Origin of the sequence: Arthrobacter pigmenti (assembly GCF_011927905.1) — a bacterium.
GTDB lineage: Bacteria > Actinomycetota > Actinomycetes > Actinomycetales > Micrococcaceae > Arthrobacter_D > Arthrobacter_D pigmenti.
This window is the reverse complement of the sequence record NZ_JAATJL010000001.1, coordinates 3,053,158-3,075,346: the sequence shown is the minus strand read 5'-3', so window position 1 is coordinate 3,075,346 and position 22,189 is coordinate 3,053,158. Positions and strand designations below refer to the sequence as shown.

The following is a 22,189-nucleotide window of genomic DNA, read 5'->3' as shown; positions in this document are numbered from 1 at the left end:
TGAGCAGAACATCGTGGCACACGATACGGCTTCGACGAGCAAACGCGCAGAGACGATTGTGTAATCAAAATGGCTGACATCTCCCTTACGGAAAAGTACCAAGTCACAATCGTGAAATTTGGAACTCGTTCGACCATAAAGAGCGACGTATACCTGAACTTCCACATATACAAAGAAGCTGACGATGCCTTGGACATGGACTACTTCTTCTGGGTTATCCAAAATCAGAACCGCACTGTCGTCGTCGACACCGGCTTTTCCCGACGCGGCGGCGAGGTCCGCGACCGTACATTCCTGATCGAGCCAGCGGCCGCAGTCGCAGCCCTTGGTATAGATGCGAAGGACGCACCACAGGTTGTGGTCACACACGCCCATTACGATCACATCGGCAACCTAGACCTGTTCCCCAACTCGGAACTCATCATGGCTCGAGCAGAACAGGATTTTTGGTTCAGCGACTTTGCGTGGCGCCTGCAATTCAAACACTCGATCGAGCCGCAGGAACTGAGCTACCTCAAGGAAGCTGCGGATGAGAAGCGCATCACCACTTTCAACGATACTTACGAAGTGGCCCCTGGTATCGACGTGATGCGCGTGGGCGGTCATACTCCCGGTCAGTCGATCGTAGTTGTTGAGACGGATGAAGGGCAGGTTGTGCTCGCTTCCGATGCTATCCACTATTACGAGGAATACGAGCGAGACCTTCCCTTCATATTCGTTAACGACCTGCGAGAGATGTACGAAGGTTTCGACACCGTACGACAGCTGATGCAGACCACAGCCAAGCACTTGGTGACCGGACATGATCCTTCGACCCTGGAACGATTCGAACCAGTCGTTGAGGGGCCGCTGGCGGGGCTGGCGGCGACCATAGGTAGGAAAGAGCAACGATGAACAGTATGCGTTTCGCCGGCAAAGTGGCCGTTGTGACGGGGGGAGGCAGCGGCTTAGGGCGGGCCAGTGCAACTAGGCTGGCGGAGGACGGAGCCCACGTCGTAGTGGTCGATATCAATGGCGCGGCTGCGGAAGAAGTCGCTCAGGCCTTACCCACCTCTTCGATCGCCATCGCTGCCGATGTCGCCGTAGAAGCAGACGTCGACAGGTATATGAGGGAAGCTGTAGACGCTTTCGGACGAGTAGACCTTCATCATCTCAACGCAGGGATTTTCGGTAAGTTCGCGAATTTGCCCGACGTCGAAGTAGACGACTTCGATAGGGTTATGAATGTCAATGTTCGCGGTCAGTTCCTAGGTCTGCGCGGCGCCTTCCGACAGTTCGCCGAGCAACACACCGTCGGGAATGTAGCAATCACAGCGTCGATAGCGAGTCTTACCGGTTCCGCAGATCTACTGGCCTATCACACCTCCAAGCACGGAGTTCTTGGCCTGGTTCATGGCGGAGCGGTCTATGGGGGCCCTCTAGGTATCAGGGTCAACGCAGTGGCCCCAGGCATCGTTCCGACCGAACTGTTCGCTGCTGCCGCAAGCTCCAGCGGTGGCAAAAATGACATGGAGCGGCGTGCTAGCACGACGCCGTTACGTAGGGCTGGAACAGTTGAAGAGATCGCCGGCGTGGTTGCCTTCCTGCTTAGCGAAGACTCCGCCTATGTCACTGGTCAGGTCATCGCCGCTGATGGTGGTGCCTCCATCGTGAATACGGTTCGGCCCAGCGGTGGTGCTGGTGCTTGGAGTACAGACAGTGTTGACAGTTCTATCTACGGCGACGCCATGCAGGAAGTGATCAAATGAGTGACCTACGTATTGGATTCATCGGTCTAGGCAACATGGGCGGTCGGATGGCGACGTGCATCACATCCACCGGGCGCGATCTTCTGGGCTATGATCCGGTTGCCTCAAATATCGATGCAGCAGGAGCTGACCCCGCTGCCAGCGCAGGAGCAGTGGCTGAGGGAGCAGACATCGTCCTGCTGTCCCTTCCGAAGAGTGCTGTCGTTGAATCGGTGATGCTTGAGAACGACGGCGTCCTTCATCACTTACGCCCCGGACAGATCGTCGTTGACCTCAGCACGTCGGCGCCCACCTCGACCCGGATGATCGCCGACAAAGTGGCGGCAACCGGCGCGAGTTACCTCGACGCGGGTATATCTGGAGGAGCAGCAGCGGCAGAGAAAGGTCAACTTGTTCTCATGGTCGGGGGTGAGGAAGAAATTCTGAAGCAAGCTCGTCCTACCTTTGAGTGTTTTGCCTCAAAAATCTTCTACACGGGCCAATCTGGGGCAGGGCACACCACTAAGCTCATCAACAACTTCCTCAACGCCATCACGCTATCCGCGACCGCCGAAGCCATGGTGGCCGGCAAAAAAGCTGGCCTGGATCTAGCTGTGCTGCTGGATGTCATTAATAACAGCTCCGGAGTCAGCTTCGCCTCGTTGAACCGATTCCCGAAGATCATCACTGGGGATTATCTCAAGGGCGGCTTGACCAATTCGCTCATGATGAAGGACGTCATGGCCTACGTCGAACTAGTTGGCGACTTGGGTGTCGCAACCCCCAACTCCGCCGGACCGCTGGCCAGCTTTGGACTCGCAAACGCTCTAGGATACGCCGATCAAATCAGTAACACGGTTGTCGATGCCATCGGTGACGTCTCCGGGAAAGTGCGCCTCTTTGACCCGCAGGAATCACCACTAGCATCCGACGAAGCCGAGGAACAATGAGAATCATCAATGGACCAGTACAGGACGGCACCGCAGGCAAAGCGGGCTCCCGATTCAGCGGAATCGCATACCCGTACCTGACGATGGTTGCCACGGACGGCGTGACAATCAATACCGTGAACTTCACACCCGGAGCACGAACTTACTGGCACGACCACGAGAACGGTCAGATACTGCAGGTGCTGGCAGGGCGAGGCCTCATCCAGACCGCCGATGATGACGCACCACGGGTCCTCAACGCGGGTGACACCGTGTGGTGCCCGCCGGGGGAGCGGCATTGGCACGGCGCGGCGGCGGACTCATTCATGACCCACACCGCAATCTCCCTAGGTGCGACGCATTGGGCGGGTCCTGTTGATGACGCCGACTACAACGAAATCGCAGAGCTTCGAAAGGAATGACCATGAATCACAACGACACCCACGCCATCACGTATGAGGAGGGACTTGCCACACGCAAGGAAGTTCTCGGCGCCGCACACGTCGACCGTTCGCTTAGCCAGGTTTCGGAGTTTAGCCGTCCGATTCAGGAGCTGGTTACCGAGTACTGCTGGGGTGCGGTCTGGAACCGGGAAGGACTCGACCGGCGAAGCCGCAGCATGATCAATCTAGCAATGCTGACTGCCCTTAACCGGTCCCACGAACTGGCGGTTCACGTGAAAGGCGCGGTCACTAACGGTGTGACAGAGCAAGAAATTCAGGAGGTGCTGATGCAGACCGCCATCTACGTCGGTGTTCCTGCCGCACTGGAATCGTTCCGCGTCGCCGAAAAGGTTCTTAGCGGTATGAAGGTGGACACGACATCATGAGCACCGTCGCCTTTATCGGTTTGGGAAATATGGGCTCGCCGATGGCCCGCAGGCTGATCGATGCCGGTTATGAGGTCCGGGGCTTCGACTTGTCGGACGATGCTCGCGCCGGATTGGTTGACGCAAGCGGGCTAGCGTTTGAATCGCCAGCTGAGGCCATAGCTGGTGCCAGCACGGTCATCCTCATGCTACCGAACTCCAATATCGTTGAATCGGTCATCACAGACACAGAGGTCACGGCAGCCATCGACGATGACACTATGGTCATCGACATGAGTTCAAGCGAACCTCTCCGTACCAAGGCGTTGGAACAACTTTTAGCCTCTGCCGGCGTTCGCCTAGTTGATGCCCCAGTGTCGGGAGGGGTGAAGGGAGCCGAAACCGGCACCCTCACGATCATGGTGGGGGCGAACGATCAGGACTTTGACCGGGCAAGCGAAGTACTGCGCCATCTCGGCACTGTCCGTCATGCGGGACAAGTAGGTGCCGGTCATGCCGCCAAAGCCCTGAACAATCTCATGTCAGCCACACACTTGTTAGTTAGCAGCGAAGCCATCCACACCGGCTGCCGGTTCGGAATTGATCCCGAGCTACTGCTGCAGATCGTCAACGGCTCCAGTGGAAGGAGTGGTTCCACTGAGAACAAGTGGCCGAACTTCATCCTCCCGGAAACGTACGACTCCGGATTCGCACTCAAGCTCATGGTCAAGGACATGAAAATAGCCGTGGAGCTAGCCAATCAAGTGGGAATAGAAGCTGCACTGGGTAATTCGGCCGTGGAACTGTGGGAACAAGCAGCCCATGCCCTTCCGGACACTGCGGACCATACTGAGATTGCACGCTGGGTGAGTGAGATGTCCAACCTAGGCTATGGCGCTCAACACCTGGACTGATCCAATTCGCGCAAGATGGGGACACGGTAGCGGTGACCAGATCCCGGGCTGAATCCAGGGCCGTGGAACCTAGTGAGCCGGGGATCAGATCGGAAGCAGAAGATGTTCACGAAGGTGCACGAGCTTCGAAACTTTCAATCGTGCAACGGCTCATCGGATGGACGGGCAGTGGTGTACCGCAGCCTCATGCATGACCTTTGGCGTCGAAGATCCGGCCACCGGAATAGTTCTTATGAATATCGCCGACGCCTCAACTGAGGACCAGTTGCCCTGGACTGCTGCAGCAACCCAGGACTCATGGGCCAGGGTGCGAGCTCGTGGGGGTCATCCTGCGCCGAGCCTTCGAACTGGTTACCGCGCGGGCCGACCACTTCGCGCTGCTGATGACGTGTAGATGGGCAAACCATTGGTGAGGCTCGCGGTGAGGTGACCTACTCCGCTGAATTCCTGCGCTGGTTCTCAGAGGAAGCGGTGCGGATATCGGGCCGCTACTCCATTCCATGTCCCTTGGCGGCAAACCCCGCCTCCTAGTGACAAAGACGCCGCTAGGACCGTGCCGGCTGTCACTCCCTGGAATTTCCCGCTTGCGATAGCTATTCGCAAGACCGCACCCGCAGTGGCGGCCGGGTGCACCATGATCCTCAAACCCGCCAGGCTTACATCCCTGACGTCGCAAATCTTGTCCACGAAACGGTGGCCCACGAATTCGCCACAAATTTGCGGCCAAGATTACTGCGATAACGACGGCTGGCGGGGCACCGAGGAAGCGTCCAAATCGGTCCACTGATCGGATCTTCGGGCCAGTCGGCCCGATCAGCACTTCTAGCGAGGAGGTGGATGCTGTGCGGCCTTGCAAACAAGACTGAATACGGATGCGTGGCGTACGTCTACACACGTGACCTGAACCGGAGCGCGTCCTCGAGAACGTTTAAATTGTTCGCCGAGAGCATCCTCGCGTCCGCGACGGACGACCATGTCCGTGACTCCATGCCGTTCATGGAAGGACGTCAGACCGGAATAGGCGTGGTGGTTTCGTTCTTTCTCCTCAAATAAGTGCGCTTCGAGTGGAAAACCGCCCGGATCGACCAGCAATCCGATCTGCGGATCGATCCGGTGTTCCTTACTCATCCCGATCTTGCGCAGGTCGTCCTTGTCCTTGTTTTCGAGATGCAGCGTCATGACGTTATAGAGCATCATCGCCGGCCGGCCCGTAGTGCGTTCGGAGTGAGCCATGCATGCGGTCGCCAGGGCATCCCGGGAGTCACGCGCAACGGAGCGTTTCAACGCGGCAGCGAGCGGATTTCGGTGCGGTGCATCGGGATCAGCTTTGGGACCCCTTCACAATCCGGGTCAGCCTCCTGAGCCGCAAACGCGTTATCACCAAGGCATCGAAGCCCAGCCGAGTATGGCGCCCGTCAGCATCTGCCAGTGCACCTCGCATTCAGTCCCGAAGACCACCGCCCAGGAGACAGCGAGCGAAGCCACGGCTGCCTCGTCTAGTTTGTTACCGACGAGATCCAGAGCGAACGCTTGTTTGGTCCTCTTGCAACCATTCACACGCGGCCTCCACCCAAAGCGACAAGCCCCTATTGTCCCGGCAGATCGATACTCCACGATCCCGCGGGATCAACTGCGCTTCTCCACGATCTGCGCGGTTGAGCCTGAAGCGGTCCTGACCTCCCGAATGGAGGAAGACACTCCAGCAAGCTACCGATTCGTACCAAACCACCTCCGCAAGCGCCTGATCTGCGTAAACTACAGAATGCCCCTTGCCTGTGCAACTCAGATCAAACAGATCGGGGTCTTTTCTGGAAGTGTAAGCTCGGTCGCTACCACATCCAGAAAGCCACTGACATCTTTCTGGCCCTACGCCACGTCGAGCAGCACCGGCCACCTCCATAATGCCGCCACGAAGCCGACGCGACTCTGCTGACGTGCGAATGGCCAGACTTGGATGCCGGCATGATTGCGGTTTCAAGATCTCGACGAGGTTCGTGCTCATAATTCAAATTCAGACTGACGATTGCGATTCCGTTGCTTTATCATTTACTGATGAATCTGTGGCACGCGCCCGCCCGCTTCTCCGCGAATGAAACAATAACGCAACTGCGACTAGCACGACACCCACCGCGATGGGTATAAAGTTCGAAGAGAGAACGAGAGAACCGCCCAGTATGAACATCACCCGCTCCCATATGAACGCATGCTTACGTACAAATCCGATTACGCCTGCACTAATGAAAACGAAACCTAACAGTGCTTTTATCGACACGCCGACAATTTCGAGAGGTTCACCTTCAAGGAGGAATGCCGGAGAATATATAAAAAGGAAGGGGACAACAAACGCTGGTAAGGCAAGGAAGCAGGCAGTAAATGCAGTTCGCATGGGTCGTGCACGAGCTATTCCTGCAGCGATGAAGGCCGTGATGCCTACGGGAGGCGTGATCGAAGACAAACATGAGAAGTAGAATATGAACATATGACTAGCCAGCAAGGGGAATCCAAGTGTGGTAAGGGCAGGGGCTGCAACGGAGGCAGCTACGATATAGGCAGCAACCGGGGGAAGTCCCATTCCTAGAACAATTGTGATAAGCATGGTGAAAATCAGGGCGAGAATAACACTGGCTCCCGCTATGCCAAGAGTCCACGATGAGAACCGAAGCCCAAGTCCAGTCAGGTTCAGAACACCAATAACTAGGCCGGCACAGGCGCAGGCTGCTCCTGCCTGGAGAACCATGTCTGCGGAATTTGCAATCGAATTGACGATTCCTTTGGGGCTCAAAGGAATCGAAGGATGCACTAAAGCTATAACGACGAGCGCAATTGTAGCATAAAAAGCCGCGTACATAACGGGGTAGTACATGAAAATAAGTACAGCTAGCATGATCACTGGGGATAGTATAAATATGCCCTTCTTCATAACTGTCGACGCTTTAGGAATATCTGCCTTATCCATGCCCTTCAGCCCAAGTCGGCTCGCCTCGAAGTGTACACACATCAAAACTGTTACGTAGAAAAGAATTGCTGGAATAATCCCTGCAATGACGATCTCCGCATATGGTATCCCAGTTATTTCCGCCATTATGAATGCCGCGGCCCCCATAATGGGAGGGGTCAGGGTCCCAGCAGTTGATGCAGCAGCCTCTACTGCTGCGGCAAAGACCCCTCGATATCCGACTTGTTTCATGAGAGGGATGGTGACTTGTCCCGTGGTCGCTACGTTGGCAGACGCACTACCTGAAACCATCCCCATTCCGCCGCTTGCAATCACGGCTACTTTAGCTGGACCACCTGTGTACCGTCCGGCGACTGAGAAAGCAAGCTGAGTGATAACGCGACTGGCACCTGTCGCATTGAGAAATGCGCCAAAAAAGACAAACATGAAGACCATCGTTGCTGCTACTTGAGCAGCTGATCCAAAAACACCGTTTGAAGTCATAAACAATGTATTGGTTATCCGGTCAAGCTCGTATCCCCTGTGCGACAAGATTCCTGGTAAAAATCCACCCCACACCGTATAGAACAGGAATATTAGTGCAATCAATGGAAGCACAAACCCTATAGCTCGCCTGCTTATCTCTAGAATAGCTACGCAAGCGATTACAGCCATGGTTTGATCAACTGTAGTCGGAACGATAGCCCGCCTTATGATGTCTTCGTAATTGATGGCCACGTATATGAACGGGGCGCTGGACACAAGTGCGGCTATCCAGTCGTACCAAGGTATAGACCTGGTTCGAGCTCGTGACATTGGACGGTAGGACAGTAGCACCAGCGGAACAATAAACGCCAGAAATATGGCGGTATGCACCATTGGAGAGGCTGTAGCGAAGATTATAAGATAGATCTGTGTCAGGGCCATGAGTACGCTCAACCCATAAAGGACCGATCGGCTGGTCCCTTCAAGATCCCTCTTGAGAGTGGTGGCTTCATCTTCCACCTGGACAGGCGCTTCTGATACTGAAGACATCAAAGTTACCTTCTATAGGAGCCCACTGAGGCGCCGACTCCCTGGTGTCAGGAGTCGAGCGCCGCGGTGGAAATGTTGTGTGACAGGTTGTCCGAAAGTCTTAGTGAACCTGGTATAAAATTCCCTGTTGCCTATTTCTGTGCAGGGATAATGCCCTCTTCTTCGAGATAGCTTCTGGCACCAGGGTGGAGGGGCATGATCGGCAGAGTAGCTCTTTCGATGAGACCTCCGTCAAGGTTTTTTTGAGTGGCGTGAGCGTTTGCGAGTCGATCCCTGTTTTCCCATATGGCTTTCGTCATGTTATAGACCAAGTCGTCGGGTAGATCTGCGCTGAGATAGTTGATGGTAGCGGCGTAAACAGTTGGAATATCTTCTTCGATGTCCGGATAAGTGCCGGCTGGTATCTCTCCTCGAGTTAACCAAGAATAATCTTCGTTGACCTTATCCAGCTCTTCGGCCGAGAACTCAATAATCCGCACGTCCATCGTGGCCATTAGTTCGGTGAGCTGAGGAGTTGGCGCACCCGAGGAGAAAACGGTTGCGTCGATTTGACCGAGGCTAAGTGCGCTTGCTGCTTCTGGGTAATCCAAGAAGTGGGGGGTGTAGTGCTCATCTCGATTCAGACCGAGGCTGCTGAAGACCTGGTCAGAAGTTACCTCACCGCCGCTTCCCTGTACGTTCACTCCGATATCTGCGCCAGCGAGATCCGGTATCGATTCGATAGGACTGTCTTCTGGCACGACCACTTGAAACGGGTACTCGTACAACGGCAACCAGCTCGTCAGGCCCTCCAGGGGATCGCCCTCATAGTCGCCCGTTCCGTTGAATGCTTCCGACCCCACTCCAGAATTCCCATGCCCAATTTCGATCTCTCCAGCACTAAGAAGAGCCACATTGTCTGCGCCGCCACCTGTGACCTCCACGTCTACCTGTACATTCTCCAGCTCTGAATTGAGAATCTCCGCATAAGCAGTAGAAATTTGATATGCCGCGCCTCCCTGTGAAGCTCCGCCATAAGAAAGATTAATTCGTCCCTCTCCGCCATCCGCAGTGCTGCCGCTTGTGCATCCCGAGATAAGGAGAACTGACAGTGGCAACGCTCCAAGTTTCGCGAAAGTAGAACTTCTGCTCATAATTACACCCTTGTATTTATCAGTGGAACGACGTCTACCCCTAAGGCGAGCGTCTGAAATTGCGTCTAGTTTGTATGACGATCATACACTAGCGAGTCGCGGACACAAGACATCGCTTGATGTTTACGAGCGTGCCTCGTGGGCACAGGCGTGCCACCCCTTAGTGGGTTGAGGGCTGCCCAATTTTAGTAACTATCGTTTCGCCGTCCCCCCAAAGACACTGCCAGCGTCGCTCACCGTGACGCTCCCTGTGTGAGGTCCTTAGCGCTTCGCTACCTGCTAGATTTTCAAACCTCGGCTGGCGAATCTCCAACGTTCGACGGTCAATTGCCATCAGTTTCTGCCCATAGGTGGCCAGCAATGGTTCGGTGCGCGCAGATTACCCCTGGGGCCGCGAGTCTTGCCCAAGCTACCCGCATCCCCGCCTCGACGGCTCGTGCTCCTAGCGCTTCGAGGAATACCGTTTCCCCAGTCCCGGAAGGTTCGCAGACGACGAGGTTCCCCCTTCGGATGACCTATTTCAAGGGCCGCAACGCTTGCCGGCTAAGGCGGGGAAGGACGACACGTTGGAGTGTCAGGCACCGACGTGGTTCACGGAAGGTATGCCTCGGCATCGGCTGACGAGCATGGACCGGAGCACGGCCGGCGGTTTCCTCGTGGAGTGAGCTTGATGACCTTCGCCAGCGCTCAATGCTGCGCGTTGCTGCTGGTGATCAGGCCCGGTGTCAGGGCGTGCGGCATCCTGTGCGAAACGTCATGGCCGCTAACATTCCGTTCAAGGGGGGCGGCCACTTGGACACATCGGTGATCCAGAAGGTGAATAGGCTATAGGTCCGTGAGCGGTGATGCAGATGCCACTGCACGACGCTGGTTGTTTCTCGTCATAAGTTAGCGGTGGTCCGCGCCGACTTGAACCTCGGAAGGGCTAAGGTGGCCCAGCGCTGTTTCGGCTGCCGCGCGAATGTGAGCAGCCATGAGTTGAGAAGCTTCCTTTGCATCCCGCCGTTCGATAGCAGCGACGATACCTTCGATTTCACTAGCCGCCTCCGTTATACGTCCGGGCGCAGACAACGAAGTGGCCCGCAGAATCTGCACTCTCGCTTGAATACCCGATAGCAGCTGCGCCAGAACAGGGCTCTCAGCGCCCTCAAGTAGTGCTCCGTAGAATCGGTCCTTGGCTTCTAATATGTTTGAGATTTCTTCGGCCGCTGAAGAACACCTAGCTAAAGCTGTTGAGGTTATCTGGAGGGCAACAACCTGCTTCTCGTCGGCTCGCTCTGTAAAGCGGGCAACGAGTATCGATTCCAGGGCCGCTCGCACCTCGTATAAATCAATGGCTTCAGCAAGTGACGGTGAACTAACGATCGCCCCTCTTTGCGGGATGACGGTCACAAGCCCTTCGGAAGCAAGTTCTCGGATAGCTTCACGAACCGTTGTTCGGGATACTCCTAAACGCTCGATTAGCTCGCGTTCAACTAATCGCTGACCGGGGTCGAAGGCTCTGTCCAGGATGGCGCGGCGCAACGTTGCGACCACTTGTTCCCGCAGGGGAGCAGCTATTCTTCCCATCTCCGGCGACCATGTGCTGTCTAGGGTACTCATCGTCTCGCTTCGACCTCCACGTTCGTATCTTTGTCATACAAATCTACCGTGCAAGCCTGCCGTCTGAGACTAGATTGTGTGCCATTTTCTAGCGACGCGTTATGCCTGTAGCAAGGGCTCGCTTGTGTGGGCCTGGGAGAATGAATAATCCGATGCGCGCGGATCAGGACGCCGAAGTCTTCGAGCCTGAACCAGGCCACCCGCATTAAAACGCTCACACTCTCAGGAGTCCCAGTTCCTCGTGGCGTCCGCGGTAGATCCCGGTCCGGAGTTCGGTGGCGTACGCCGCCAGTTCGGGCATGCGTAGTTTCTCGGCGGCCGCTATCTCGGCTTCGATGTCGTAGGGAACCCGGACAAACTGGATTCCGAACGGGTCCGAGGCCTCCCCGTCCGGAGTCCCCTCGAGGATGACGTACGATGCCATTGGCTCATCGAGGGCGTTACCGACACTGCCTGCGTTGATCAGCGTGCGGCCGTTGTTCACCTCAAGGTAGGAATCGTGGATGTCGCCGTAGCAGACCACTGACGGATCGTGTGCGTAACCGGTCAGCTCGGTGTTGCTGAACATCTGGTCGAAATCGTCCTGCGAGTGGTGAAAGTGCACCCGTGTGTACACGCTCTCGGCGGAGGCATGGAAGAGCCGGATCCACCGGCCGCTCAGGTTGAAATCGTGTGCATAGGGAAGGTCCGCGAGCCATTGGCGGTCAGAGGGCGTCAGCTCATTGCGCCACCACCACATCGCTTCGCCTCCCTGGGTGTTCTCTACGTTGGGAAGGAAGTCGTCCCAGTTGCCGCGAACGGTTACAGCGCAGCGTTCGCGGGTGAGTCGGATACATTCGGAGCCGCGCGGGCCCTTGCCTGCGACGTCGCCGAGGTTGTGAATCGTGCTGATTCCCCGCGCATCGATGTCCTTCAGCACCGCCTCGAACGCGGTGACGTTTCCGTGCAGGTCAGAGATCAGCGCGATGCGTTCCACCATGTCAGGCTAGCTGAGCGTGTTCAGGCCCGCGGAGGTACTGCAACTGCACCGCAACGGACTGCTCAGCGGCCCGGCGCACGGACGGATCGACTTCGGCGTACACCACGTCGGTCACGGCGCCGACGTCGGCATCCGGACCGAGCGCCGATAACGCCGCGCGCACCTGATCCAGCCGCTCCATCCGGTGCGCGCGATACGCACGGGCGGCCTCGCCGATGTTCGGCAGCACCGGACCATGGGCGGGAAGTACGACGGCGTCGCCCAGGGCTTCCAGCCGGTCCAGGGAATCGAGATACTCGCCGAGCGTCCCATCCGGGCACCCGAGCACGGTGGTCCCCCGGCCAAGCACGGTGTCGCCGGTGAGGACGGAACCGATGGGGCCGTCGTCGGGCAGATGGAAGCACACCGAATCGGCGGTGTGTCCGGGTGTGGCCAGCACCTCGATACGGACGCCCGCAGCGAGAAGCGTCTCGCCATCGAGCAGGGAAGCACCGCCGTGGCAATATAAAGGGTCCAACGCGCGAACCGGCGCCCCGGTCAGCTCATGGAACCGCGCGCTGGCCTCGGTGTGGTCTCGGTGATGATGCGTGATCAGGACCAGTTCAACGCGGCCGTCCGACTGCAGCGCTGCCAGGTGCGGCTCGTCCAACGGTCCCGGATCGACCACCACCACCGTCTCGGATGACGGCGCTGCCAGGAGATACGAGTTGGTCCCGTCCAGGCTCATGGGCCCCGGATTCGGGGCAAGCCGGTACCGCGTGAGTGGGCTGCTGGCGACGCTCACCTAGCGGACTGTCTCACGTACCTCGCCGAACGGGACCTCAGGGGACACCTCGGCCTGGGTGTCGGGACCGAGGTTGGTGGTCACGAGCACGCCATGCTCGCCGCCCGCAGCCGACTGCTTGAGCACGGGCAGCACGGCGGCCGCGGCGTCGTCGTCCAGCGTGGTGAGGTAGGTCTGGTACGCGTCGGGAAGATCCAGATAATCGGTCATGTTTCCCAACCTACGCCCGCGTGCGGCGGTCAACAACTGCCGAACCTCGCTGTCAGTCACCTGTGGGAATGTCCGGTAGGCACTTCCGACTGCGGGCAGGTTCGTAGCGGACCATGGACTCACCAGCGCGTCCACCAGCTCGCCCAGAGACTCTTCGGCGGACCCGAGGAACACAGGCGCAGCAGCGACGACGGCGCCGGCCTCCTGCGCGCGAAGAGCCGCGATGGCGGCGCGCATGGTCGCTCCGGTGGCAACGCCGTCGTCGACAATCACTACCGTGCGGCCTGCGACTGACAGTGGGCCCATCCCCGCACGGTACAGCCCCTCGCGCCGCGCGAGCTCTTTCTCCTCGTGGGCAGCCACGCGGGCGAATGCGGCGTCCGGCTCGTGCATCTCCTGGAGCACGTGGGCGTTACGGACGGTCTCCAGCCGCCCGCCGATCGAGGCGATCGCGCCCATCGCGAGCTCGGGAAACTCGGGGACGCCGACTTTCCGCACCATGACGACGTCGAGCGGTGCCCGGTACTCCTCCGCAACTACTGCCGCCACCGGCACTCCGCCACGCGGAAGGGCAAGGATCAGCGGACTGGAACTGGCCAGAACGGGTTTCAGCGAAGCGGCGAGGGCGTGTCCGGCATCCTCGCGGTCCGTGTAGCGCGCGGGTTCTTTTCGCCTGTTCAGCATCTTTTCCCCTGCTCAGCCGAGGGGGTCTTTTCATCGGGCTCTGAGAGTGATAGACCGTCAGTAACCTTACCAGTTGCGCATCTCAGGGGTGCGAACACCAGGAAGAGGTACGTCATGGCAGATCGCGGCAACAACAGCGGCAAAGCGGACGAGAGCGCGGACCTGGAACCAGGGCAGCAACCGCAGTACGACCCGGGAATTGACCCGGAACGTGGAATTGATCCCGATCTGGACGCAGCCCCGCAACGGTCTCTCACCGAACCCGCCCAACAAAACGCACGCAACGAAAACGCACGCAACGAAAACGAGCAGAACGAGAATGAGGAGAGTTGAGTGACAAGCACCCTGCACGCCTTCGCAGACCTCTACCGAAAGCCCGGCCCCTGGGTCACCATCTACACGGACGCGAGCACCGGAACGGTGGATTCGCTCCACGCCGATGACGTCCGTCCTGAAAAAATCGCAACGGCGCTGGAGCAAGCCGGCGCATCAAAGGAGGACCGTAAGGCGGCCGCGGAGGCGCTCCGACGCTCGGCCAAAGGGATGCCGGACCCAGTGGCGCGGCTGATCCTTGTATGCAACGGAACGGTTGAGTTGGACGAATTCCTGCCCGGGCCAACCGTGATGCCGGAGATCATCAGCGTGGGTGAGGTACCTGACCTATGTCCGCTGATCTGGCACCGGCCGGACGACTTCGCTTACGTGGTCGCCGAAGTAGGGCGCGACGGCGGCGAGATCCACCTGCGCCGGGCGAACGGCCAGTTCGACGAGAACACCATGCACGTCGAAGGCGACACCGAGAACCTGAAGAAGGTACCCACGGGCGGCTGGTCGCAGGGCAAATACCAGCACCGGACGGAGAACATCTGGAAAGCCAACGCGGCGGAGATCGCTGATGAGATTGACCGGGTGGTGCGCAGTTCACGTGCCCGCCTGCTCATTGTCGCCGGGGACATCCGGGCTCGGAACCTCGTGGCCGAACAGGTCAGTGAACAGTCCAAGGAGGTCCTCACCGTTGTCGAGAGCCACAGCCGCACGGAGGGCGCTGACAAGGGAGCCTATGCACTGGAGATTGAGAAGCGCGTGGCGGAGTGCATCGCGCACCGGCAGGGCCAGCTGATCGAGCGGCTGAACAACCAGAAGGGTCGCCCCAACCCGGAGTCGGCCGAGGGCATCGGCGCCGTCGTGAACGCGCTCCAGCAAGCACAGGTGGACACCCTGCTCCTTGAGAGCGTGGGGCTGAACGGACAGAAGCTGCTCGCCCTGGGCGCTGAACCGTGGACCGCGTTCCTCGACGGGGAAACCGCAGGCGCACCGGTGCTCGGGGAGGTGCCGGCGCCGTCGTCGTTATTACGTGCCGCCGTCCTGACCGACGCCGAGGTGGCACTGTTTCCATCCGGCGCGCTCGACGCCGGACCGGTGGCCGCACTGCTGCGCTGGCCGGTGGGACCACCCGTCCCGGTTGCCGGCTGATGGGGGACCGACTGGTCGCTGACGGGATTGTTGAACGGTTGACGGCGTGGGGCGTTGACCGGGTGTTTGGCTATAGCGGCGACGGGATCAACCCCGTGCTCGGCGCGATTCGGCGCGCGGGGAGACCGGCGTTCGTGCAGACCCGGCACGAGGAGAACGCGGCGTTCATGGCGGTGGGCCACGCGAAGTACACCGGCGGTGTGGGCGTTGTCCTGTCCACGCAGGGGCCTGGCGCCGTTCACCTGCTCAACGGACTGTACGACGCGCGGATGGACAGCGTACCCGTGGTCGCGATCGTTGGGCAGCAGAGCCAGACCGTGCTCGGTTCGGCGTACCAGCAGGAAATCGACCTGCAGAGCCTGTTCAAGGACGTCGCTTCCGGCTTCCGTCAGCAGGTGAACAGCGCCGAGCAGGCTCCCATGGTTATCGATCGCGCGTTCAAGGCCGCGCTCGCAACCCGGTCACCCGCCGTCGTCATCCTGCCGCACGACATCCAGCAGGAGCCCGCCCCGGAACTGGAGCACGAGCACGGCGTTATTCCGTCCGTTGCGCTCTGGTCGCCTGGCGTCGTGGTGCCGCAGGAGCAGGACGTGCACGACGCCGCCGCCCTCCTGAACGCCGGATCCAAGCTTGCGCTGCTGGTTGGGCAGGGCGCGCGGGACGCCCAGGAGGAGGTGGTGGCGCTCGCGGAGAAGCTGGGTGCCGCCGTCGTTACGAGCCTGCTGGGGAAGCCGTATGTCGATGAGGCGCTGCCTTATGCGGCCGGGACCATGGGGCATCTGGGTACGAGTGCATCCGGCTGGGTGATGGCGAACTGCGACACGTTGCTGATCGTGGGTTCGAATGATCCGTGGACCGAGTTCTACCCGCCGCCCGGTGCTGCGCGTGCCGTGCAGATCGACAGTGACGCCAAGGCGATCGGGAACCGGTACCCCGTCGAGGCTGCGGTGACGGGTGACGCCGCTTTCTCTCTGCGGCAGTTGCTGCCCTTGGTGTCGCAGCGCACCGGGTGGTTGGCCGACGTCGAACGTCATGTTTCCGCGTGGCGGTCGCTTTCGGAGGCGCGGGCGTTTACGGCCGCGGACCCGGTGAACCCGGAGCGGGTGGTTCGCGAGCTGAACGGGCGCCTGCCTGCGGATGCGCGGGTTGCGGTCGACGTCGGTAGTTGCGTGTACTGGTACGCACGCCAGCTGCACTTGCCGCGGGGTGTGCCGGCGCATCTCTCCAGCACGCTCGCGAGCATGGGCTGCGGGGTGCCGTACGGCCTGGCCGCGAAGCTTTCCGCGCCCGAGCGGCCGGTGGTGGTGCTCTCCGGCGACGGCGGGTTCCAGATGACGGGCGTGGCTGAGCTGATCACCGTTTCGCGGTTGTGGCGGCAGTGGGCGAACCCCGTGTTCGCGATCTGCATCCTGAACAACCGCGACCTCGCCGAGGTCAGTTGGGAGCAGCGCGAAACCGAATCCGAACCGCGTTTCGAGGACAGCCAGGAGCTGCCCGACGTCGACTACGCCGGATACGCAAAGGTGCTCGGCCTGGACGGGATGCGGGTTTCCTCAGCGGACGACGTCAGTGCCGCCTGGGAGCGCGCGCTCGCCGCCGACCGTCCGTTTGTCCTGGACTTCGTCACTGACCCGGACGTGCCGTTGCTCCCACCGTTCCCCGGCGGCAAGGCACTCGCGGAGTCCATGGAGGAAGCGCTCGCGGCAGAGGGCAACGCGCATAGGCTCTCGCTGCTGCGGGAGTACGTGCGGCTGGAGGAGGAGGCGCAGCTGTAGCTTGCTCCGGCCGGAAATCCCAGTGAGTGCGGGTGCTGACTGGGAACGAGCAGCTCCTTCCCACTGAAGCTGGGTGCTCAGTGGGATATCGGGCTCAGGTGCCCGCCGCCCTGCGTTCCCTCCGATAGTTCCGGAACGTCAGGAGCAGGCGGTGCGCCGTGATGACCAAGGCCAGCCAGGCGAGCCCGAGGGTCCAGGCGACAGCGACGTCGGTCACCCAGTGATGCCCGAGGTACACCCTTGTGAGCCCCATGATGAATGCGAACGCGACCGCAGCCGTGATGGTGAGTGCCCGGGTCCGTTTGCGCTGCTGCCTCAGTACCAGCAGATAGGCGGTGATGCCCGCGATGACGACGGCGTTCAGCGTGTGTCCGCTGGGGAACGACGGCGATATCTCGAACGGTGGCACAGCAAACTCAGTATCCGGCCGGAGCCGGCCGATGGCGTCCTTGCCGAGGACCGTCATCAGGAGGGAGCCGCCTGCCGCGATAACCATGAGGATCAGGGGTGTAAAGGAGCGCCGGATCGATGTGAGGATGACGGTCGCTGCCGTGGCGAGGATCGGCATGCCCACCGTGCCCCCGAGCGAGGTGAATGCAACGGCAGCGGCGTTGAGCCAGGGGGACCGGATGGCCAGGGCGGCGTCGAGCGCCGGCTGGTCGAGGGAGGCGATGTCCTCCTGCTCCTTCACAGCCTCATAGACTTCGGCGGACGCGAAGGTCAGTCCCACGGCCGCACCGATACCAAGCACCAGGAGGAGGATGAGCGCCCAGCGCGGACCGACCCACTGTGCCACCTGACGGATGCAGCTGACCAGGAACCTGCCAATCGGCGACCTCCACCGGGTCAGGTCGCGTGTACCGACGTAGTGGTCTTCCTTCTCCGGGTCCTGGAACGCCATCTTCTGACCTTACTGAAGTTTTTGCCTCCGATGTGCGCAGAAATCGCGGCTGAAGGGCAGGGCTAGACTTGGGCGGGTGCGCGCGTACTGGGAGTTGATGAAGTCATCTTTCCGGCGACATTCCACCTACCGGCTCGCCGCATTTGCGGGGGCCTTCACCAACTCGGTTTTCGGTCTGATCCGTGCGTCGCTGCTGCTGAGCGCCATAGCGACGGCCGGCGGCAGCATCGGCGGGTACTCGCCGGTGGAAGCCGCGACCTACGTCTGGTTGGGGCAGGCGCTGCTGGGCCCCATCGGGCTCTTCGGCAGCGCGGAGCTGTCCCGCCGCGTCAAGTCCGGCGATGTGACAGTCGACCTCCTGCGCTCGGTCAACCTGATCGGCTCCTACTGGGCACAGGACCTGGGACGTGCAGTGTTCGACTTCCTTCCGCGAGGAGTTCCGCCGCTGGTGGTTGGAGCCCTGGTCACCGGGCTGTCGCTTCCCACAAGCTTCGGCCCCTACGCGCTCGGCTTCCTCTCGATCCTCGCTGCCATCTCCCTGACCTTCATGGGTTTCTTTATCATGAATCTCCTCTCGTTCTGGGTGGTGGAAATCCGCGGTTTCTGGATGCTGTACATGGTCCTCATGAATCTCCTGTCCGGTTTCCTGGTGCCCGTGAGCTGGTTCCCGGGCTGGCTGGCGGATTTCGCCCGGGCCACACCGTTTCCGTCGATGCTGCAGACTCCCGTGGATATTCTGGCGGGAAGGGTCGACGGCGGTGAGAGCGTACTCCTCGTTGCTATCCAGTTGCTGTGGCTGGCCGCGCTCCTGGCGGTTGCCCACTTCATGGTCCGCTTCGGCTCTCGCAAGCTGGTGATCCAGGGTGGCTGAGCGCACTGTCAGTAACCGCGCGCTTCTGAAGCTCCTGGTGTCTGCCCGGCTGCGCTCGCAGGTGGCATTCCGCGGGAGCTTCGCATCCGACGTCGTCGGCCAGATGGTCCTGGGACTGACGGAGTTCGTGGAGCTGTACGCGATCGTCAACAACATCCCGTCCTTCGGCGGGATGACCTTCGCGCAGACCCTGCTGGTGTTCGGGCTGGCGTCGGTTTCCTTTGCCGTCGCGGACCTGTTGATGGGCGAGACCGATTCCATGGCCGAGACCATCCGAACCGGCAAGCTTGAGGTGCTCCTTATCCGTCCGATTCCGGTCCTGCTGCAACTGGTGACCTCGGACTTCCAGCTGCGACGGGCGGGGCGGGCGATTTTCGCGGTTCTTGCACTGACAGTGGCGCTGGTGATCACTGATATCGAATGGAATGCAGCCACAATCCTGCTGATCATCATCACCCCAGTTGCCGGCGCCATGATTTTCTGTGCGCTGTTCCTCGGCGCGGGTGCCATGCAGTTCTGGCTGCTGGACGGACGGCAATTCGCCAGCGCCTTCACCTACGGGGGACGCTACGTGGCGACCATGCCCGGTGCTGCGCTGTTCCTACCGATGCAGGTATTCTTCACGTTCGTGATCCCGGCAACGCTGGTGGCCTACGCTCCCAGCCTGATTATCCTCGGCCTGGACGGGCCAGCGGGTATTCCTGCGTGGACAGGGTGGCTGGGAGTGCCTGCTGCACTCATCCTCAGCGGATTGATGCTGTTGTTCTGGCGGTCCGCGATCAAAAAGTACACCGGAGCCGGGGGCTGACATGGCAATTATCGAGGCGGAGAACCTGAGCCGCGACTTCCAGGTATTCGAACAGGCAGGGCGGTTCCGGCGTCGTAAACGCACCGTGCACGCCGTCCGGGAAGTGAACCTCACCGTCGAGCCGGGGGAGGCGGTCGGGTACATCGGAGCGAACGGTGCCGGCAAGTCCACGACCATCAAGATGCTCACGGGCATCCTGGTTCCGAGTTCCGGCAGCGTCACGGTGTGCGGGTTCAACCCGGTTCCACAGCGGCGCGACCTCGCGCGGCGGATCGGCGTCGTCTTCGGCCAACGTTCCCAGCTCTGGTGGGATCTGCCGCTGCAGGATTCCTTCCCTATCCTGGGCGCAATGCACCGGGTCCCGACCTCCGAATGGAAGCCCCGTCTCGATGACCTGGTTGCACGGATGGACCTCGGCTCGTTCCTCACCACACCCGTGCGCCAGCTCTCGCTGGGACAGCGCATGCGCGGGGAGGTGGCGGCCGCGCTGCTGCATCGCCCGGAACTGGTGATCCTGGACGAGCCGACCATCGGACTCGACATGATCAGCAAGGAAAGCCTCCGCCAGTTCCTCGACTTCGAACGCCGCGAGCACGGGACCACGCTGCTGCTCACCACCCACGACATGAGCGACATCCAGCGGCTCTGCCGGCGGGTCCTGGTGGTCGACGACGGCGCCATCGCCTTTGATGGTGCGCTCACCGCGCTCGCGGAGATGGAGGGCGCCACCCGGACCATGGTGGTGGACCTCGTTGAACCGGTGCACGATCCGGCAGGGCTCCCGCTACCGGTCGGTGCAACCCACAGCGGCGTCGAGGCCCAGGGGATCCGGCACAACATCACGTTTGATTCGCGGCAGGTGTCTGCTGCGGCGCTCCTCGCAGCGATTTCCAGCACGGCCGAGGTTGCGGACCTGTCGCTCCACGAGCCCGACATCGAGTATCTCGTCCGGCAGCTGTACGGAAGCTCGAAGCGTTGAGCTGTCCAACGTATGGTGAGGGCATGAAAGCCCGAGACCTGCTGCGCGGACTGCCCGTTTTCCCGGACGAACTGACGCCGTTCGATCCTTCGCACGCACCGGACTCTCCGATTGACCTGTTCACGCAGTGGCTTTCCTCAGCGGTCGACGACGGCGTCCCGGCACCTCACGCCGTCACCGTTTCCACCGTCGATGAGGACGGCCACCCGGACGCACGCGTGGTCATCCTGAAGGACCTCGACGAGCGCGGATTCTCCTTCGCCACCAGCAGCGAAAGCCCGAAGGGCCGCCACCTGCAGGGCACGCCGTTTGCCGCCCTGAGTTTCTTCTGGCAGCCGGTTGGCAGGCAGGTTCGCGTCCGCGGTCCTGTGACACCCGGAAGTGCCGAGGAGAACGACGCCGACTTCCGCCGTCGTCATCCCACCGCACGTGCCCTGGTGCTTGCCGGGCGGCAAAGCGACGTGGTCGGCGGAGGTGTGGATGCCGCCGTCGAGCGGGAACTGGACGGGATCGAGGACAAGGGTTCCGCGACGTGGACGGTTTACACCGTGGCGCCGGACAGTGTCGAGTTCTGGCAGGCCGATCATGAGCGCCGCCACACCCGGCTGCGCTACATCCGCAGCGGGGAGGGCTGGCGGCGGGAGATCCTCTGGCCGTGACGGGAAGTTTCGTGCACGAATGGTGACTTCACCGCCGCGGAAGCCACCAGAGGTGCACGAAAGTTCCGGGTGGTCAGTGCCCGAATGAGTCGGAGTCGGTGATGTCGTCGTCGCCGGTGTCCAGCGCCGAGAGCGAGTCCACCTCGTCCTGGGTGAGCTCGAACCCGAACAGGTTGATGTTCTGCTTGATGCGTAGCGGGTTCGCGGACTTCGGGATGGCCACCAACCCCAACTGCAGATGCCAGCGCAGCACGATCTGCGCCGGGGTCATCCCGTACTTGTCGGCCAGCAGGTCAACGGCCGGGTCCTGCAGCAGATTGCCGCCCTTGCCCAGCGGGCTCCACGATTCCGTCACAATGCCGTGCTGCGCATGGAACTCACGTGAGTCGGCGCGTGTGTGGCGCGGGTCGAGCTGGACCTGGTTCACGTCGGGGACCAGGCCGTCGTCGAGCAGCCGCTGCAGGTGGTGCGGCTTGAAGTTCGACACGCCAATCGCCTTCAACAGCCCTTCCTCACGCAGCGAGACGAGGCCCTTGACGGCGTCAAGGTAACGGTCCTGATCCGGGTTGGGCCAGTGGACCAGCAGCAAGTCAATGTAGTCGACGCCAAGCTTCGCCGCACTCTGCTCGAAGGCCCGCCGGACGCCGTCGACGCTGTGCCACTTTTTGTTGAACTTGGTGGTGATGAAGACCTGGTCGCGCTCGATCCCCGAGCGCCTGATCCCCTCGCCCACACCGGCCTCGTTGCCGTAGTTCTCGGCCGTATCGAACAACCGGTACCCGGCTGCGACGGCCTGCTCGACGGCGGTTGCTGCCTCGTCGTCGTCGAGCGGCCAGGTGCCGAGGCCGAGGGCCGGGATGGACGCACCGCCCGGGAGGTCGATGGTGGGTGCCGCTGCGTCAGTCATGTTCTCCTCTATCGCTGATTTTCCGTGGTATCTCCCCTCAGCTTTCTAGTTGGAGCGGTGGTGCGTCAATCCCGGC

General features: G+C 60.6%; 21 protein-coding genes and 2 pseudogenes. 14 read left to right on the top strand and 9 right to left on the bottom strand.

All coding sequences use genetic code 11. The features are described from left to right. The first annotated feature begins 69 nt into the window (after positions 1–69). The 7 genes and pseudogenes from BJ994_RS14385 to BJ994_RS18575 all read left to right on the top strand — a co-directional run. Positions 70–894: an N-acyl homoserine lactonase family protein gene (locus BJ994_RS14385; RefSeq protein WP_167995123.1), complete on the top strand. Its 825-nt coding sequence runs from the start codon at positions 70–72 to the stop codon at positions 892–894. After that, positions 891–1,748, top strand: coding sequence for an SDR family NAD(P)-dependent oxidoreductase (locus tag BJ994_RS14380; protein WP_342450387.1), 858 nt, complete (start codon positions 891–893; stop codon positions 1,746–1,748). Before BJ994_RS14385 ends, BJ994_RS14380 begins: the two co-directional genes overlap by 4 nt. Beyond that, the gene (locus tag BJ994_RS14375; protein WP_167995121.1) at positions 1,745–2,677 is read left to right on the top strand and encodes an NAD(P)-dependent oxidoreductase; all 933 of its coding nucleotides are present in this window, start codon (positions 1,745–1,747) and stop codon (positions 2,675–2,677) included. The genes BJ994_RS14380 and BJ994_RS14375 overlap by 4 nt, the downstream gene beginning before the upstream one ends. Then, positions 2,674–3,078 carry a cupin domain-containing protein gene (locus tag BJ994_RS14370; protein WP_167995120.1) on the top strand — a complete coding sequence of 135 codons (405 nt, stop codon included), beginning with the start codon at positions 2,674–2,676 and terminating at the stop codon, positions 3,076–3,078. The genes BJ994_RS14375 and BJ994_RS14370 overlap by 4 nt, the downstream gene beginning before the upstream one ends. Positions 3,079–3,080: 2 nt before the next feature. Further along, on the top strand, positions 3,081–3,485 hold the full coding sequence (pcaC, locus tag BJ994_RS14365; RefSeq protein ID WP_167995119.1) for a 4-carboxymuconolactone decarboxylase: 405 nt from the start codon (positions 3,081–3,083) through the stop codon (positions 3,483–3,485). Beyond that, positions 3,482–4,378, top strand: coding sequence for an NAD(P)-dependent oxidoreductase (locus tag BJ994_RS14360; RefSeq protein WP_167995118.1), 897 nt, complete (start codon positions 3,482–3,484; stop codon positions 4,376–4,378). The genes pcaC and BJ994_RS14360 overlap by 4 nt, the downstream gene beginning before the upstream one ends. A gap of 157 nt (positions 4,379–4,535) precedes the next feature. After that, positions 4,536–5,063: pseudogene (locus BJ994_RS18575) on the top strand (aldehyde dehydrogenase family protein); the annotation flags it as partial. Positions 5,064–5,289: 226 nt separating this feature from the next. Here the strand turns inward: BJ994_RS18575 and BJ994_RS18220 are convergent. The 7 genes and pseudogenes from BJ994_RS18220 to BJ994_RS14315 all read right to left on the bottom strand — a co-directional run. Continuing rightward, positions 5,290–5,689, bottom strand: a pseudogene (locus tag BJ994_RS18220) (IS1634 family transposase); the annotation flags it as partial. Positions 5,690–6,389: 700 nt separating this feature from the next. Continuing rightward, a complete protein-coding gene (locus tag BJ994_RS14350; protein ID WP_167995117.1) occupies positions 6,390–8,348 on the bottom strand; it encodes a TRAP transporter permease in 1,959 nt (652 codons plus the stop codon). 131 nt (positions 8,349–8,479) lie between these two features. Further along, positions 8,480–9,481, bottom strand: a complete 1,002-nt coding sequence (locus BJ994_RS14345) for a TAXI family TRAP transporter solute-binding subunit (RefSeq protein WP_167995116.1) — start codon at positions 9,479–9,481, stop codon at positions 8,480–8,482. Between the two features lie 888 nt (positions 9,482–10,369). Further along, the gene (locus BJ994_RS14335; RefSeq protein WP_167995115.1) at positions 10,370–11,083 is read right to left on the bottom strand and encodes a GntR family transcriptional regulator; all 714 of its coding nucleotides are present in this window, start codon (positions 11,081–11,083) and stop codon (positions 10,370–10,372) included. 214 nt (positions 11,084–11,297) lie between these two features. Then, positions 11,298–12,059 (bottom strand): metallophosphoesterase family protein, encoded by a 762-nt coding sequence (locus tag BJ994_RS14330; RefSeq protein WP_342450385.1) that lies wholly within the window; start codon positions 12,057–12,059, stop codon positions 11,298–11,300. A 4-nt stretch (positions 12,060–12,063) separates the two neighbouring features. Next, entirely contained in the window at positions 12,064–12,789 is a 726-nt protein-coding gene (locus BJ994_RS14325; RefSeq protein ID WP_167996039.1) for an MBL fold metallo-hydrolase, read from the bottom strand. A 57-nt stretch (positions 12,790–12,846) separates the two neighbouring features. Next, complete coding sequence (locus BJ994_RS14315; protein ID WP_209066895.1) at positions 12,847–13,740, bottom strand: phosphoribosyltransferase; 894 nt, start codon at positions 13,738–13,740, stop codon at positions 12,847–12,849. 114 nt (positions 13,741–13,854) lie between these two features. On the opposite strand from BJ994_RS14315, the gene BJ994_RS14310 reads away from it, so the two are divergent. Genes BJ994_RS14310 through BJ994_RS14300 form a run of 3 tightly spaced genes read left to right on the top strand, consistent with a single transcriptional unit; the run spans position 13,855 to position 16,988 of the window. After that, the gene (locus BJ994_RS14310) at positions 13,855–14,073 is read left to right on the top strand and encodes a hypothetical protein (RefSeq protein ID WP_167995113.1); all 219 of its coding nucleotides are present in this window, start codon (positions 13,855–13,857) and stop codon (positions 14,071–14,073) included. Beyond that, the gene (locus tag BJ994_RS14305) at positions 14,074–15,213 is read left to right on the top strand and encodes a baeRF2 domain-containing protein (protein WP_167995112.1); all 1,140 of its coding nucleotides are present in this window, start codon (positions 14,074–14,076) and stop codon (positions 15,211–15,213) included. Next, positions 15,213–16,988 (top strand): thiamine pyrophosphate-requiring protein, encoded by a 1,776-nt coding sequence (locus BJ994_RS14300; protein ID WP_167995111.1) that lies wholly within the window; start codon positions 15,213–15,215, stop codon positions 16,986–16,988. Before BJ994_RS14305 ends, BJ994_RS14300 begins: the two co-directional genes overlap by 1 nt. A 94-nt stretch (positions 16,989–17,082) precedes the next feature. Here the strand turns inward: BJ994_RS14300 and BJ994_RS14295 are convergent, their stop codons facing one another. Continuing rightward, the gene (locus BJ994_RS14295) at positions 17,083–17,889 is read right to left on the bottom strand and encodes a phosphatase PAP2 family protein (protein ID WP_167995110.1); all 807 of its coding nucleotides are present in this window, start codon (positions 17,887–17,889) and stop codon (positions 17,083–17,085) included. A gap of 76 nt (positions 17,890–17,965) precedes the next feature. On the opposite strand from BJ994_RS14295, the gene BJ994_RS14290 reads away from it, so the two are divergent. Genes BJ994_RS14290 through BJ994_RS14275 form a run of 4 tightly spaced genes read left to right on the top strand, consistent with a single transcriptional unit; the run spans position 17,966 to position 21,206 of the window. Next, the gene (locus BJ994_RS14290; protein ID WP_167995109.1) at positions 17,966–18,760 is read left to right on the top strand and encodes an ABC-2 family transporter protein; all 795 of its coding nucleotides are present in this window, start codon (positions 17,966–17,968) and stop codon (positions 18,758–18,760) included. Then, the gene (locus tag BJ994_RS14285; RefSeq protein WP_167995108.1) at positions 18,753–19,568 is read left to right on the top strand and encodes an ABC-2 family transporter protein; all 816 of its coding nucleotides are present in this window, start codon (positions 18,753–18,755) and stop codon (positions 19,566–19,568) included. The genes BJ994_RS14290 and BJ994_RS14285 overlap by 8 nt, the downstream gene beginning before the upstream one ends. Before the next feature lies 1 nt (position 19,569). Then, entirely contained in the window at positions 19,570–20,547 is a 978-nt protein-coding gene (locus tag BJ994_RS14280; RefSeq protein WP_167995107.1) for an ABC transporter ATP-binding protein, read from the top strand. A 23-nt stretch (positions 20,548–20,570) separates the two neighbouring features. Continuing rightward, the gene (locus BJ994_RS14275) at positions 20,571–21,206 is read left to right on the top strand and encodes a pyridoxine/pyridoxamine 5'-phosphate oxidase (RefSeq protein ID WP_167995106.1); all 636 of its coding nucleotides are present in this window, start codon (positions 20,571–20,573) and stop codon (positions 21,204–21,206) included. 73 nt (positions 21,207–21,279) lie between these two features. Here the strand turns inward: BJ994_RS14275 and BJ994_RS14270 are convergent, their stop codons facing one another. Next, positions 21,280–22,113: an aldo/keto reductase gene (locus BJ994_RS14270; protein WP_167995105.1), complete on the bottom strand. Its 834-nt coding sequence runs from the start codon at positions 22,111–22,113 to the stop codon at positions 21,280–21,282. Between the last annotated feature and the right edge of the window lie 76 nt (positions 22,114–22,189).

Coding starts and splice junctions, on each gene's coding strand:
- BJ994_RS14375 (WP_167995121.1), top strand. CDS start 1,745: ATGAGTGACCTACGTATTGGATTCATCGGTCTAGGCAACATGGGCGGT.
- BJ994_RS14360 (WP_167995118.1), top strand. CDS start 3,482: ATGAGCACCGTCGCCTTTATCGGTTTGGGAAATATGGGCTCGCCGATG.
- pcaC (WP_167995119.1), top strand. CDS start 3,081: ATGAATCACAACGACACCCACGCCATCACGTATGAGGAGGGACTTGCC.
- BJ994_RS14310 (WP_167995113.1), top strand. CDS start 13,855: ATGGCAGATCGCGGCAACAACAGCGGCAAAGCGGACGAGAGCGCGGAC.
- BJ994_RS14335 (WP_167995115.1), bottom strand. CDS start 11,083: ATGAGTACCCTAGACAGCACATGGTCGCCGGAGATGGGAAGAATAGCT.
- BJ994_RS14280 (WP_167995107.1), top strand. CDS start 19,570: ATGGCAATTATCGAGGCGGAGAACCTGAGCCGCGACTTCCAGGTATTC.
- BJ994_RS14325 (WP_167996039.1), bottom strand. CDS start 12,789: ATGAGCCTGGACGGGACCAACTCGTATCTCCTGGCAGCGCCGTCATCC.
- BJ994_RS14300 (WP_167995111.1), top strand. CDS start 15,213: ATGGGGGACCGACTGGTCGCTGACGGGATTGTTGAACGGTTGACGGCG.
- BJ994_RS14270 (WP_167995105.1), bottom strand. CDS start 22,113: ATGACTGACGCAGCGGCACCCACCATCGACCTCCCGGGCGGTGCGTCC.
- BJ994_RS14315 (WP_209066895.1), bottom strand. CDS start 13,740: ATGCTGAACAGGCGAAAAGAACCCGCGCGCTACACGGACCGCGAGGAT.
- BJ994_RS14350 (WP_167995117.1), bottom strand. CDS start 8,348: ATGTCTTCAGTATCAGAAGCGCCTGTCCAGGTGGAAGATGAAGCCACC.
- BJ994_RS14295 (WP_167995110.1), bottom strand. CDS start 17,889: ATGGCGTTCCAGGACCCGGAGAAGGAAGACCACTACGTCGGTACACGC.
- BJ994_RS14385 (WP_167995123.1), top strand. CDS start 70: ATGGCTGACATCTCCCTTACGGAAAAGTACCAAGTCACAATCGTGAAA.
- BJ994_RS14370 (WP_167995120.1), top strand. CDS start 2,674: ATGAGAATCATCAATGGACCAGTACAGGACGGCACCGCAGGCAAAGCG.
- BJ994_RS14275 (WP_167995106.1), top strand. CDS start 20,571: ATGAAAGCCCGAGACCTGCTGCGCGGACTGCCCGTTTTCCCGGACGAA.
- BJ994_RS14345 (WP_167995116.1), bottom strand. CDS start 9,481: ATGAGCAGAAGTTCTACTTTCGCGAAACTTGGAGCGTTGCCACTGTCA.
- BJ994_RS14380 (WP_342450387.1), top strand. CDS start 891: ATGAACAGTATGCGTTTCGCCGGCAAAGTGGCCGTTGTGACGGGGGGA.